General features: G+C 66.8%; 16 protein-coding genes and 1 pseudogene. 2 read left to right on the top strand and 15 right to left on the bottom strand.

Translation table 11 applies throughout. The features are described 5' to 3' along the window. The 13 genes and pseudogenes from AC5RV2_RS08535 to AC5RV2_RS08475 all read right to left on the bottom strand — a co-directional run. Positions 1-268: pseudogene (locus AC5RV2_RS08535) on the bottom strand (hypothetical protein); the annotation flags it as partial. Positions 269-413: 145 nt separating this feature from the next. After that, positions 414-698: an HU family DNA-binding protein gene (locus AC5RV2_RS08530; RefSeq protein WP_136785733.1), complete on the bottom strand. Its 285-nt coding sequence runs from the start codon at positions 696-698 to the stop codon at positions 414-416. Positions 699-1045: 347 nt separating this feature from the next. After that, a complete protein-coding gene (gene rpsN, locus AC5RV2_RS08525) occupies positions 1046-1351 on the bottom strand; it encodes a 30S ribosomal protein S14 (protein ID WP_127512988.1) in 306 nt (101 codons plus the stop codon). Between the two features lie 2 nt (positions 1352-1353). After that, entirely contained in the window at positions 1354-1521 is a 168-nt protein-coding gene (rpmG, locus tag AC5RV2_RS08520) for a 50S ribosomal protein L33 (RefSeq protein WP_127512989.1), read from the bottom strand. Then, complete coding sequence (gene rpmB / locus AC5RV2_RS08515; RefSeq protein WP_136785732.1) at positions 1521-1757, bottom strand: 50S ribosomal protein L28; 237 nt, start codon at positions 1755-1757, stop codon at positions 1521-1523. Before rpmB ends, rpmG begins: the two co-directional genes overlap by 1 nt. Positions 1758-2169: 412 nt before the next feature. Then, positions 2170-2661 (bottom strand): MarR family winged helix-turn-helix transcriptional regulator, encoded by a 492-nt coding sequence (locus tag AC5RV2_RS08510; protein WP_494064959.1) that lies wholly within the window; start codon positions 2659-2661, stop codon positions 2170-2172. Positions 2662-2740: 79 nt separating this feature from the next. Beyond that, positions 2741-3520, bottom strand: coding sequence for an SGNH/GDSL hydrolase family protein (locus tag AC5RV2_RS08505; RefSeq protein WP_494092002.1), 780 nt, complete (start codon positions 3518-3520; stop codon positions 2741-2743). Positions 3521-3567: 47 nt separating this feature from the next. Next, a complete protein-coding gene (locus AC5RV2_RS08500; RefSeq protein ID WP_494092001.1) occupies positions 3568-3906 on the bottom strand; it encodes a YnfA family protein in 339 nt (112 codons plus the stop codon). A gap of 39 nt (positions 3907-3945) precedes the next feature. Then, positions 3946-5301: a transaminase gene (locus tag AC5RV2_RS08495; RefSeq protein ID WP_494092000.1), complete on the bottom strand. Its 1356-nt coding sequence runs from the start codon at positions 5299-5301 to the stop codon at positions 3946-3948. Between the two features lie 30 nt (positions 5302-5331). After that, entirely contained in the window at positions 5332-6129 is a 798-nt protein-coding gene (locus AC5RV2_RS08490) for an ABC transporter permease (protein WP_494064963.1), read from the bottom strand. 11 nt (positions 6130-6140) lie between these two features. Continuing rightward, positions 6141-7076, bottom strand: coding sequence for an ABC transporter permease (locus AC5RV2_RS08485; RefSeq protein ID WP_494091999.1), 936 nt, complete (start codon positions 7074-7076; stop codon positions 6141-6143). After that, positions 7076-8239, bottom strand: coding sequence for an ABC transporter ATP-binding protein (locus AC5RV2_RS08480; RefSeq protein WP_494091998.1), 1164 nt, complete (start codon positions 8237-8239; stop codon positions 7076-7078). The genes AC5RV2_RS08485 and AC5RV2_RS08480 overlap by 1 nt, the downstream gene beginning before the upstream one ends. After that, positions 8239-9462, bottom strand: coding sequence for an ABC transporter substrate-binding protein (locus AC5RV2_RS08475; RefSeq protein WP_494091997.1), 1224 nt, complete (start codon positions 9460-9462; stop codon positions 8239-8241). Before AC5RV2_RS08475 ends, AC5RV2_RS08480 begins: the two co-directional genes overlap by 1 nt. A 368-nt stretch (positions 9463-9830) precedes the next feature. On the opposite strand from AC5RV2_RS08475, the gene AC5RV2_RS08470 reads away from it, so the two are divergent. Beyond that, positions 9831-10325, top strand: a complete 495-nt coding sequence (locus AC5RV2_RS08470) for an Lrp/AsnC family transcriptional regulator (protein WP_494091996.1) — start codon at positions 9831-9833, stop codon at positions 10323-10325. Positions 10326-10399: 74 nt separating this feature from the next. Then, positions 10400-11788: an aspartate aminotransferase family protein gene (locus AC5RV2_RS08465; RefSeq protein ID WP_494092003.1), complete on the top strand. Its 1389-nt coding sequence runs from the start codon at positions 10400-10402 to the stop codon at positions 11786-11788. Positions 11789-11865: 77 nt separating this feature from the next. On the opposite strand, the gene AC5RV2_RS08460 is transcribed toward AC5RV2_RS08465, so the two are convergent. Both AC5RV2_RS08460 and AC5RV2_RS08455 read right to left on the bottom strand, forming a co-directional pair. After that, positions 11866-12417: a hypothetical protein gene (locus AC5RV2_RS08460; protein ID WP_494091995.1), complete on the bottom strand. Its 552-nt coding sequence runs from the start codon at positions 12415-12417 to the stop codon at positions 11866-11868. Positions 12418-12558: 141 nt separating this feature from the next. After that, positions 12559-13309: siderophore-interacting protein (locus AC5RV2_RS08455; protein ID WP_494091994.1), on the bottom strand; the 751-nt coding region annotated here is incomplete at its 5' end.

Genomic DNA, 13309 nt, shown 5'->3' with positions numbered 1-13309 from the left:
GGGTCATTCCCGCCGGGGCGCCGTGGCCCGCCCGGAAGAGCAGGTGGTAGATGGCCTGGCTGCCTCCCACCGCGGCCAGCAGGCGCGGCCAGGACAATGACTTGCCGGCCAGGCCCACGCAGACAAGCCCGGAGAGGGCGAGGGACAGGGACCAGACGGCCAGCGCGGGCGCGTGCCCTCCGCCGGCCAGATGCGACAGCGCAGCCGCGGAGGTGGCCACGGCAGCGCCGAGCCAGCCGCGCAGCAGCCGCGCTTCCCTCTGGACCATGCCGAGTCCTCCGTCCCGATGCTTCCGGGTGTGCCTATGACGCACGCCCCGCCCGGCTATTTTACCGCCGGTAGAAGTTAAGGCGTTAAAGAGCAGGACCGCCACCGGTTGCCGGTGACGGTCCTGCGGAAGCCTCGTGGGAAAACTACTTCTTGGCGACAGCAGCCTTCAGCTTGGAACCAGCGGTCAGCTTCACGCTGTGGCCGGCCGGAATCTGGATGGATTCGCCGGTCTGCGGGTTGCGGCCGGTGCGGGCCGCGCGGTCGGTGCGCTCGACGGCGAGCCAGCCCGGGATGGTGATCTTCTCGCCCTTGGCGACGGAGGTCGCGAAGATGTCGAACACGGCGTCCAGGACACCGTTCACTGCGGTCTGGCTGGTGCCGGCCTTCTCTGCAACAGCTGCAACAAGTTCACTGCGATTGATAGCCAATTTTTGTCCTCCTGGACTGCTTCGGTTTGGTCAGAGCCTCCGCAGGCTGCGGAAAAGCTACTGAGCGAAAACTTACCAGCTTGGCCGCCCCGATCCGGCAAAATCCGCGGAATCTGGCGGAATTTTTAGCGAAATCCCCCGAATTTGGGCCGATTCAGCCCCGCGGGGTCCGCTTTTTGCGCCGAGAGCATATGATGGGCCGTTTCCGCGCGCCGCGGCTGCCCCGGTTTGGTGTGGCACGGACCTCGTCTTCCCGCTGCCTGCCGGGGCGTCCCGGGCATGGCAAAGGCGGCGGCCCTGCTGGACCGCCGCCTTAATGCAGCTTCACCGGGAAGCCGGCCGGATTCCTACCAGCTGGACTTCTTGATGCCCGGCAGTTCGCCGTTGTGCGCCATGGTGCGGAAACGCACGCGCGAGATTCCGAACTTCTGGAGCGTGCCGCGGGGGCGGCCGTCGATCTGGTCGCGGTTGCGGACGCGGACCGGGGACGCGTTGCGGGGCAGCTTCTGCAGGCCCAGGCGGGCCTCTTCGCGGGCCTCGTCGGTCGCGTTGGCGTCGACCAGGGTCTTCTTCAGCTCGGCACGCTTCGCGGCGTAACGCTCGACTACGACCTTGCGCTGCTCGTTGCGAGCAATCTTGGACTTCTTGGCCATGTTTAGCGCTCCTCTCGGAATTCGACGTGCTTGCGGATGACCGGGTCGTACTTCTTCAGGACAATGCGGTCCGGGTCGTTACGACGGTTCTTCCGGGTCACGTAGGTGAAGCCGGTGCCGGCGGTGGACTTCAGCTTGATGATGGGACGTACGTCCTTGTCCTTAGCCACTAAAGCTTCACACCCTTCGCGAGGAGCTCGGCGACGACAGCGTCGATGCCGCGGACGTCAATGGTCTTGATGCCGCGGGCCGAAACCTGCAGCGTGACGTTGCGGCGCAGGGACGGAACCCAGTAGCGCTTCTTCTGAATGTTCGGATCGAACCGGCGCTTGTTGCGGCGGTGCGAGTGCGAAATGCTGTGGCCAAAGCCGGGCTCGGCTCCGGTCACCTGGCAGTGTGCTGCCATGATCTCTCCTCCAGTTGTAGTAAATATTGACGGACCTGACGCAGAAACGTAAGTAAAGCGCCTGCGAATCTGCGTGTAAGAGCGCCCGCCACCAGTTGTGACACCGTTATTACTGCGACTTTCCGGAGGTGAACCTGGCGGGGTGAGATCCAGCCGAAGTGCCTCGCCGCGGGGAAGACGGTGAAGTCAGGTGCAATAAGCCGCTTGCCTCCCGGGGGAGGCACGGCCTATCCGCGACCCTCAATTCTAGGTAAACACGGACGCCACGCAACGTCGCCATCCCCCCGCCTGGGCAAGGGGGTGCCAAGTTGCGTGACTTAACGCCTTTCCATCTTAGGGGCAGCGGCGGTTTGGATCAAACCAGCGGCCGGCCCTCGACGGCGGCCGCTGACCGCGGCTCCGGGAGCGCGGCTCAGCTGTTCAGCCGCGGTTCGCGCAGCACCCAGCTGTTGGGCTCCAACTGCTGCACGATCTTCTTGCCGATCCGCTCCAGGTCCTGCACATCCCTGCGGTCCAGTCCGTCGAAAACCGCCTGGCGCACGGTTTCGACGTGCCCCGGCGCAAGGGCCACGATCGCGTCCATCCCCGCATCCGTGAGCAACGCCATGGTCACCCGGGCGTCGTCGGCGCACTGCGTCCGGGTAACCCAGCCGCGGCCCTGGAGCTTTTTGACCACGTGCGAGAGCCGGGACAGCGAGGAATAGGTGCGGGAGGCCAGCTCGCTCATGGGCAGCGACCGGTCCGGAGCCTCGGACAACATGGCCAGCACGTTGTAATCGAAGAGCGTCAGCTTGCCCTCCCGGTACAGCGGGGCGTCGAGGTTGCCCGGCAACAGGGTGGACACCGCCAGCAAGGCCAGCCAGGCCTGGCGTTCTTCGGGGTCGAGCCAGCGTGCAGAAGTCATGCCTCTATTCTGCCATAAAACTTGAGGCTTCAACTGTTAGCCGGGCGGGGCGGCACCAACCGCTTCTGCCCGCACGGCACTAGACCCGTCCGGTGGTGTGGAGCCCCGTGAGCTGCGGGTACTTCGCGGTGAGCGAGTCCCCGGAGGAGGTGCCGCGCAGCCGGCGTCCCATCCACGGGCCCAGGTGCTCGCGGGCCCACCGGACATTGGCGGCCATCGCGCGCCGGCGGGTCAACGCCGCCAGGTCCGGCAGCGCCGGCAGGTCGATGATGTCCTCGGCCTGCAGCACTTCCAGCACCTTCTTGGCCATCAGCGTGTGCCCGGCCGTGGACATGTGCAGGCGGTCGTCGTCCCAGTAACGCCAGTCGCGGAACTCGCGCATCCGCCAGTAGTCAACGATCTTCGCCCCGTGCAGGTCGGCGATCTCACGCACCCACTCGTTGTAGATGGCGGTGCGGCCGCGGGTCTTGCTGAAGACCGCCGAGGCCACGGTGTCAAAGCCGGTGAACAGCACGACGTCGGCCCCGGTGGCGGCCAGCTTGGCCACGCCGGCTTCGTACCCTGCCATCAGCGCGTCGATGTCCACGCGCGGGCGCAGGAGATCGTTGCCGCCGGCGTAGAGGGTGACCAAGGTCGGCCGGAGCGCTACGGCGGCGTCGATCTGGTCGTTCAGCACCTGGGCGATCTTTTTGCCGCGGACGGCGAGGTTGGCATAGCCCCAGCCGGTATCGGCGAGCATCAGCTGCTCGGCCACCCGGTCGGCCCAGCCGCGTACACCATTGGGCAGGCTGGGGTCCTTGTCTCCCACCCCCTCAGTGAACGAATCTCCCAAGGCCACAAAACGCTGCGCGAAAGTCACCGGACCAGATTAACAAAGAAACCGTTCCGGCAGCTGCGCGGCGCGGCCTAGGCGACGCTGCGCGGTGCGTACATGATGACGGCGACCCCGGCGAGCGCGAGGCCGGCGCCAATGTAATCCCAGCGGTCCGGCTGGAAACCGTCCAGCAGCATTCCCCAGGCCAGCGATCCCGCGATGAACACTCCGCCGTACGCGGCCAGCACCCGGCCGAAGTTCGCATCCGGCTGCTGGGCGGCGATGAAACCGTAGAGGCCCAGGGCCATCACGCCCAGGCCGGCGAACCACCAGTCCCGGCCTTCGCGCACCGCCTGCCAGACCAGCCAGGCGCCGCCGATCTCCGCAATGGCGGCGAGGACAAACAGGATGGCGGATTTGGCGATCGTCATCCATCCAGTATCCCAAGCCAACGGCCCGCGCCCGCCGCCTCAGCCGCCCGTCAGTTCCCGGACGGCTTCTTCGAAGACCTCGTGGTGCCGTTCGACGTCGGCGCTGGTGGTTTGCGGGCACATCAGCGCCATGTTGTGGAACGGGGTGAGCAGGATGCCGCGGTTGGCCAGGTACAGGTGCAGGAAGTCTTCCAACCCGCCGTCGTGGCTGGCCGCCGACTCCGTGCCGTTGCGGGGCGCCGGGTTGGCGAAGCGGTATTCGGCCCGCGCACCCAACTGGGACACCGACCACGGCAGCGAATACCTATCGATCACCCGCTGCACGCCGGTGGCAAACTCCGTGGCACGCGCGGTCATCGCGGCGAAGGCCCGGTCCGTCAGCACGTGTTCGAGGGTGGCCCGCATGGCCGCGACGGACAGCGGGTTTCCGGCCAGGGTGCCGCCCACTCCGCCCATGTCCACCAGGTCCAGGTCGGCCCGGCCGAGTGCCCGCTCGGCCAGTTCGGCGCTGAGCCCGTAGGCGCCGCAGGGGATGCCGCCGCCGATGGATTTGCCGATCACCACCACGTCCGGCTCGAGCCCCCACGCCGCGGTTGCCCCGCCCGGGCCGGCGGAGAAGGTGTGCGTCTCGTCGATGATCAGCAGCGTGCCGTGCCGGCGGGTCAGTTCCCGCACGCCGTCCAGGTAGCCCGGTTCCGGCAGCACGATGCCGATGTTGGTCAGTGCCGGTTCCATCAGCACAGCCGCCACGTCTCCATAGGCAAGCTGGCGCTCCAGGGCGGCAAGATCGTTGAACTCGGCGACCCTGCTGGTTTCCGTGACGTCCACCGGCGCCCCGACGTTGCCCGGGCGGTTCAGGCCCTCGCCGTCGGGACCGGCCACGATCAGCGATTCGTCCACCGACCCGTGGTAGCAGTACGGGTTGAACAGGATCTTGCTCCGGCCGGTCAGGGCCCGGACCAGCCGGATGGCCCACCGGTTGGCATCGGTGGCGGTGAGCGAGAAGCTCCAGCGCTCCACGCCGAACCGGCGGGCCAGCTCCGCCCCCACCCACTCGGCGTCCGCGGTGGGCAGCATGGTGGCCAGTCCCCCGTCTTCGGCGGCGCGCCGGATCATCGCCTCGACGGTGGGCTGCGGGGAGTGGCCGGCCATCGCGCCGGTATCGCCGAGCGCGAAGTCCACGTATTCGAGTCCGTCCACGTCCCACACCCGGCAGCCGCGGGCCCGTGCCAGGTAGAGGGGGAAGCTGCCCGCCTTCTTGTTCATCCAGGTCATCGGGACTTTCCCGAAGAGGTGGGACGCGCCGTCGTACAGTGCCTTGGACTGGGGATGCTTGGCCTCGAAGTCCTGCAGTTCGCGGGCGAACAGCATCGCCAGCCGGTTCCGGTCGATCATGAAGGGCTCCTGGTCAGCAGGTTGGGCGGGTCAGCGCGCCGCCAGCATCTTGGCGCGGCGGTGGGCGAGGATTTGCCCGCCGATCACGATCAGCAGCGCGATGATGAACATGGCCGAGCCGATCACGTTGGCCTGGGCGGGGATGCCGCGGGTGGCGGCCACGTAGATGAACTTCGGGAAGGTATCCACGTTGCCGGAGTTGAAGTTGGTGATGATGAAGTCGTCGAAGCTGATTGCGAAACTCAGCAGGGCCGCCGCCACGATCCCCGGCAGCAGCAGCGGGAAGGTGACCCGCCAGAACGCCTGCATCGGGGAGGCATAGAGGTCCGCCGCCGCCTCCTCCAGCTTCGGGTCGAGGCTGGCGACCCGTGCCTTGACCGTGACCACGACGAACGAGATGCAGAAAACGGTGTGGGCGATGATGATGGTGCCCTTGCCCAGTTCCGCGCCCACGTTCAGGAACTGCGCCAGCAGCGAGGCGCCGAGGACGACTTCCGGGGTGGCCAGCGGGAGGAATATCAGCATGTTGGCGGTGGAATTGAACCGGAACCGGTAGCGGACCAGCCCGATGGCGATGGCCGTGCCCAGGAGGACGGCGATCACCGTGGCAACCGCACCGATCTGGAGGCTGTTGCCCAGCGCCTGGCAGACCGCCGGGGCGCCGCACGGGTTGGCCCAGTTGTCCCAGGTGAAGGCGCGCCAGGTGAGGTTGGTGCGCCCGGCGTCGTTGAAGGAGAACACGAAGACGTAGGCGATGGGGACCAGCAGGAAGACGAATGCCAGGCCGCCGAACACAGGGACCAGCCAGCGGCCGAAGGAGTTTTTCACGTCAGAGCCCCTTACAGCAGTTCTTTGGTGCCGAAACGGCGCACGTAGATGAAGACCAGGGCGAGGATGGCCAGCATCAGCACAAAGGACAGTGCCGAAGCGCCCGGATAGTCGACGATGCGGAAGAACCGGGAGTCGACGACCTGGCCGATCATGGTCGTGTTCTGGTTGTTGCCCAGCAGCGAGGCGTTGATGTAGTCGCCGGCAGCCGGAATGAAGGTGAGCAGCGTTCCGGCCATCACCCCGGGCATCGACAGCGGCAGCGTGACCGTCCTGAAGGTGGTGAAGCCGTTCGCGTAGAGGTCGTTGCCGGCCTCGATCAGGCGGGTGTCCAGCCGCTCCAGGTTCGCGTAGATGGGCAGGGTCATGAAGGGCAGGAAGTTGTAGGTCAGCCCGCAGACCACGGCGAAGGCGGTGGCCGTGAGCCGCCCGTCCGGCGGAAGCAAGGCCAACGCCCTGAGCACGGAGACCACCGGGCCCTCGTCGGCGAGGATCTGTTTCCAGGCCTGGGTGCGCAGGATGAAGCTGGTGAAGAACGGCGCGATGATCAGCACCAGCAGGATGCCCCGCAGCAGGCCGCGCCCGCGCAGCCTGACCGCAATCAGGTAGGCCATCGGATAGCCGATCAGCAGCGCCGCGGCGGTGGCGACCAGCGCGAAGCCGAAGGAACGCAACAGCTCCGGCCAGTAACTGCCCAGCACCCGCACGTAGTTGTTAAACTCCAGCGCCGGCACGAACTGGCCGATGTCGGCCCCCGGCGGCTTCGTGTAGAGCGAGGTCGCGAGCAGCGAGAACACCGGGAGCACGAAGAACAGCAGCAGGAAGAAGAAGCCGGGCAGGATCAGCCAATAGCCCATCCGCCCGCGGCGGCGTTCCTCCTTAAGCTCGCCGCTGCCGCCTCCCTGATCCGGCGCCGATGCCGTGTCTGCGGTGGCCAGTGCACTCATCAGACACCGTCCTCGGGCGCCCCGTACTGCGGTTCCTCGTCGCCGTCGAGGCCGAAGGCGTGTTCCGTGTCCCAGCTGAGCACGACGGCGTCGCCCGGCTGGGCCAGCTGCTGGCCGTGGTTCTGGCTGAAGACGCCCACCGTGCCGATCCCGGCAACCTCTACCAGGTACTCGGTACTGACGCCGGTGAACGAGGTGTCGAGCACGGTGCCGCGCAGGACGTTGGCGGCCTCGGCCGGCGCATCATCCGGCCACATCATCTTCAGCTTCTCCGGGCGGATCCCGATCAGCGCCTTGCCCCGGTGCACGGTCGCGCGCTCCTTCAGCACGGTCAGCCGGTTGCCGTTGGCATTGACGACGACGGCGTCGCCCCGGTCCTCGATGATCTCACCGGCGACCAGGTTGGACTTGCCCAGGAAGTTGGCCACGAAGACGGTGCGCGGCAGTTCGTAGAGCTCGCGGGGAGCACCCATCTGCTCCACCTTGCCGGCGTTCATGACGGCCACGGTGTCCGCCATGGTCATGGCTTCTTCCTGGTCGTGGGTGACGTGGACGAAGGTCAGCCCGACCTCGGTCTGGATCTTCTTCAGTTCCACCTGCATTTGCCGGCGCAGCTTCATGTCCAGCGCGCCCAGCGGTTCGTCCAGCAACAGCACCGCCGGCTGGTTGACGATGGCCCGCGCCAGCGCCACGCGCTGCTGCTGCCCGCCGGAGAGCTGGGCCGGCCGGCGTGCGCCCAGGTGCGACAGCTCCACCAGCGCCAGTGCCTTCTTCGCCTGCTCCTGGGCGTCGCGTACCTTGCGCCGACGCAGCCCGAACGCCACATTGTCCAGCACGCTCATGTGCGGGAACAGGGCGTAGTTCTGGAACACGGTGTTGACCGGCCGCTGATGCGGGCTGGCCTTGCTGATGTCCTTGCCGCCGATGCTGATGCTGCCGGACGTGGGCTGTTCCAGCCCCGCCACCATCCGCAGGGTGGTGGTCTTGCCGCAGCCGGAGGGGCCGAGCAGGGCAAAAAACTGGCCGGCCGGAATGGTCAGGTCCAGGTCATCCACGGCCACGAAATCGCCGAACCGCTTGGTCACGGACGCCAGCACCAGATCCGCGCCGCTGTCTTCGCCGACGGCGTTGGCGTGCTCTGTCCTCAGTGGTGCCTGGGTCATCAGTTGCCGATCGCCTGCTGGAAACGGTTGCCGAAGTCGGTTTCCTCGTCGGCCTCAAGGCTGCGGAAGACCTTGACCTTGGCCAGATCTTCGTCCGTCGGGAAGATCAGCGGGTTGTCGACCAGTTCCGGGTCGATCTTCTCCATGGCTTCCTTGGCCCCCTGCACTGGGCAGATGTAGTTCACGTAGGCCGCGACGGTCGCCGCGTTTTCCGGATCGTAGTAGAAGTCCATCAGCGTTTCCGCGTTCTTCTTGTGCGGCGAGCCGATCGGCACCAGCAGGTTGTCCGACCACAGGGTTCCGCCGGCTTCCGGGAGCGCGAACTGCCACTTGTCGCCCTCTTCGAAATTCAGCTGCGTGATGTCGCCGGACCAGCAGATCACTGCCAGCGCGTCGCCGGAGATCAGGTCTTCCTTGTAGGAGTTGCCCTTGACCTGGCGGATCTGGCCGTCTGCAATCTGCTTCTGCAGGACCTCCAGGGCGTCGTCGTATTCACTCGTGCCCCAGTCGCCGGAAATGTCCACGCCGTTGTCCAGCATGAGCAGGCCCATGGTGTCGCGCATCTCGTCGAGCACTTCCACGCGTCCCTTGAGCTCGGGCTTCCACAGGTCGGATACCGTCCGCAGCCCGCCCGGGACCGCTTCCTTGTTCCAGGCAATGCCCGCGTATCCGGACTGCCAGGTCAGGGAGTTCTTCCGTCCCGGGTCGAAGTCCACGTTCTTCAGGGTCTCCAACAGGTTGGCCGCGTTCGGAATGTTCGCGTGGTCCAGTTCCTGCGTGTAGCCGAGCCGGATCAGGCGGTCCGCCATCCAGTCGGTGAGCGTGATGATGTCCTGTCCGATGTCCTGCCCGGCGGCGAGCTGGCCCTGGACCTTCCCGAAGTACGTGTCGTTTCCGTCGATGTCCTCGGAGTAATTGGCCTGGATCCCGGTTTTCTTGGTGAAGGCCTCCAGCGACGGGTAGGTCTGGGTGGAGTCGTCATAGTCCAGGTACAGGGTCCAGTTGGCCCAGTTGACTTCCTTTTCCTGGTCCGACAGGTCTTCGGCCGGGGACAGCGCACCTGCCGAGCCGGTGTTCGACGAGCCGCCCGTGCCGCCCGTGCCACACGCAGCGAGCAGGCCGGCCAAAGTCAGTCCGCCGGCGCCCATCAGGACGTTCCGGCGGGACATCTGCGCAGCGATCAGGCGTCGCAGGCGTGGGTCTTCAGGTAGTCGTTTCGGCATCTGGTGCTCCTGTTGACGGATCGGGCCTCGCTGGTGCGTCGATACTTGCAGACGCCGGAGACCCCGACAATAGTTTCAGTTGTAAATTTTTGGTTACACGACGAAATCCGAAGCATGTCCCGCTGCCTGCACGTGGATTGTCCCCTCCCGAAGGGCACACCCGCGAAGTACGCACCCGGCGGACGGACGGCCGCACGCAAAAGCCGCTGTGAGCTGCTTCACAACAGATAGTAGCCTCTAGATCGTTGTATTTCGATAGCCTCGGCGGCGAATTTTTTCGGATTCAGCACTTGCGCTCTTCTCATACAACGGATTCAATAGTCAGCAATCCTGCCGGTGGCGGGTATTCGCTTAGGAGGTGGATACGCTTGACCTTGCTTCCCAGTGCCGGCCACGGCCTCATCGGCAACAGCCACAGCCCTGCGGTTGACCAGGTCTCCAAGGCCATCATCGAGCAGTTGCAGGAAGACGGCCGGCGCTCCTACGCCGCGATCGGCAAGGCGGTCGGACTCTCCGAGGCAGCCGTCAGGCAGCGCGTGCAGAAGCTGATCGACTCCGGCATCGTGCAGATCGTCGCGGTCACCGATCCACTGCAGCTGGGTTTTGCGCGGCAGGCCATGCTGGGCATCAAGACCGCCGCCGACCTGCTGGAAGTGTCGGACAAGATCGCCGAACTGGACCAGGTGGACTACTGCCTGGTCACCGCGGGCTCGTTCGACATTCTGGCCGAAATCATTTGCGAAAACGACCAGGATTTGTTGCGGCTGGTCAACCAGATCCGCGGCATTCCCGGTGTCCTGAGCACCGAAACATTCATGTATCTCTCTCTGCGCAAGCAGGAATACAACTGGGGAACCCGATGACACAGACATCAGCATCGCCAAGCACCAGCATCCCGGGCCAAGGCACGCCCGCCGGCACCACGACCGACGCCCCGATGCGCCGGACCTACACCACTCCGATGGGAACGGACCGTCAGCAGGCGGCCCGCGACCACCTGTGGATGCACATGGCCCGCCACTCACCGCTGGTTGCGGGCGGCAACGTACCGGTGATTACCCGCGGCGAGGGCCATCTCATCTACGACGACCAGGGCCGCGAATACATCGACGGCCTGGCCGGGCTCTTCGTGGTCCAGGTGGGCCACGGCCGCGAGGAACTCGCGCAGGCGGCCGCCCGGCAGGCCAGGGAACTGGCCTTCATGCCGCTGTGGTCCTATGCACACCCCGCGGCCATCGAGCTGGCCGAACGCCTGGCCCACCACGCCCCGGGCGACCTGAACCGCGTCTTCTTCACCACCGGCGGCGGCGAGGCCGTGGAATCCGCGTGGAAGCTGGCCAAGCAGTACTTCAAGCTGCAGGGCAAGCCCAACAAGACCAAGGTGATCTCCCGCGCCGTCGCCTATCACGGCACCCCGCAGGGAGCGCTCTCGATCACCGGTATCCCGGACATGAAGGCACCCTTCGAACCGCTGGTGCCCGGCGCTTTCCGCGTCCCCAACACGAACCAGTACCGCGCCCCGGCGGGCCTGGAAGACCCGAAGGCCTTCGGCCGCTGGGCCGCGGACCGGATCGGCGAAGCCATCGAGTTCGAAGGCCCGGACACCGTTGCCGCGGTGTTCCTCGAACCGGTGCAGAATTCCGGCGGCTGTTTCCCGCCGCCGCCCGGGTACTTCGAGCGGGTGCGGGAAATCTGCGACGAGTACGACGTTCTGCTGGTCTCCGACGAGGTCATCTGCGCGTTCGGCCGGATCGGTTCCATGTTCGCCTCCACCGACTTCGACTACGTGCCGGACATGATCACTTGCGCCAAGGGCATGACCAGCGGCTACTCCCCGATCGGCGCGATGATCGCCTCGGACCGCCTGTTCGAACCGTTCAAGCATGGCGACACGACGTTCTACCACGGCTACACCTTCGGCGGGCACCCGGTCTCGGCCGCCGTCGCCATGGCCAACCTGGACATCTTCGAACGCGAGGGCCTGAACAACCACGTCAAGGAGAACGCCCCGGCCTTCCGCAAGACGCTGGAGAAGCTGCTGGACCTGCCGATCGTCGGCGATGTCCGCGGCGAGGGCTATTTCTACGGGATCGAACTGGTCAAGGACAAGGCCACCAAGGAGACGTTCAACGACGAAGAGTCGGAGCACCTGCTGCGCGGCTACCTGTCCAACGCGCTGTTCGACGCCGGCTTGTACTGCCGCGCGGACGACCGTGGCGACCCCGTGGTGCAGCTTGCTCCGCCGCTGACCATCGGCCAGCGCGAATTCGACCAGATCGAGCAGATCCTGCGCTCCGTCCTGACGGAGGGCATGAACCACCTCTGACCGGCAGCGGGACTCCCGGGGAGGGGGCCTTTCCCCCGAAACGGTGAGGGCGGTGGGTGGCGGGCCACCCACCGCCCTCAGCCGGCTTCGCCGCGGACCTGCCGCAGCCACCTACGCCGCGCGGCCAGGCACGGCTCGATGTCGGCCACGCTTTCCAGCGCCACCGCCTGCGGCTCGAGCCCGGCCGCTTCGATGATGATGCCGTACCGTCCACGCTCGGCACCGGCCCACCACTTGCCGCCGTCCTGCCAGAGCGCGAATTCCACCTGCTCACCGTCGACGGCGATGCCCACCATGCGCGGTTCCTGGCGGTCCAGCTCGTCCAGTTGCCGCGGGTAGGCGTCCTTGTCCTCCACCATGGCCCGGGCGCCCAGCCGCATCGTTCGAATGCTCTGCTTTACCTCGTGGGCCGTGGTCAGGACCTGCGCATAAGGCGTACCAAGCCCCGGGTCGCCATGCAGCAGCCCGTGCGGGCCGCCGTCGAAAATCCATTCGCCGACCATGACGCCGCCGTCCCAATCGCGGAGGCCGAAACACGGCAACTCCGGAAAAGTTTCCCGAATGCGCTGCTCCCCTTCGGCCACGATGGCCCAAAATCCGTCCTGGTCCCGCTGTCCCTCAACGCCCATGGAGCAAGTATGGCAGCGGCCTGCCCGGTTTCGCCCGGAAATCTGGCCGCGGGCCCGCGGCCCCGCCGGGCACGTGCACCACGCCCATGTCCCCCGGGCCGGCGATGCCGCCGCCAGGAGGGACAGTCCGGTGCCGGCGCCCTACAGTTCGGCTTTACCGGCCCGCCAATAGCCCATGAACGCCACCTGTTTGCGGTCCACTCCCACGTCCCGGACCAGGTAGCGGCGCAGCCCGCGGATGACCGCCGCCTCCCCCGCAATCCAGGCGTAGAACGGCCGGGTGGAACCGAGGGTCGTTTCCCACAGGATCACCTGGTCAATGTCCACTTCTTCGGGGTCCTCCCCCGTCGCCGGCGCCAGGCCGGCTCCGGGCACAACGACGGCGGCGCGCACCGCTTCGTCCAGCAGCTCGCCGTGCGGGCGGCCGCCCCGCGCCAACCAGGAGACCTGCACGTCCGCCGCAGACCGGATGTCCTGGAAGTCCGCCGGGTCGGGGACCTCGAGCACGGCGTGGCCCGTCATGTGCCCCGGGAGGCTCTCCAGGATGGCCGCGATGGCGGGAACGGCGGTTTCGTCGCCGGCGAGCAGCACGTGCGAAGCCAGCCCGGGCCGCCACTCAATGCCGCCGTAGCTCTTCGCCGTCGCGCAGTTGGCCGCCGCGGCGTTTGGGCCGATGATGGTGACCTCGTCGCCGGGCACGGCGGCGGCCGCCCAGCACGACGCCGGGCCGCCCTTTCCGTCGGCGTCGAAATGCAGCACGAAGTCCACGTCCAGTTCGGGCCCCCGCCCGCCTTCCGCCGGCCGGAAGGCGCGGACGGTGTAGGTGCGCATGGAGCCGCGGCGGGCCGGGTCCATGGCCAGCCACTGCTGGTACCAGCCGCCGCCCAGTTCC

This window comes from Arthrobacter sp. Y3225116 (assembly GCF_059091245.1).
The sequence above is the reverse complement of the archived record's forward strand: the minus strand, read 5'-3'. Positions and strand labels throughout refer to the sequence as shown.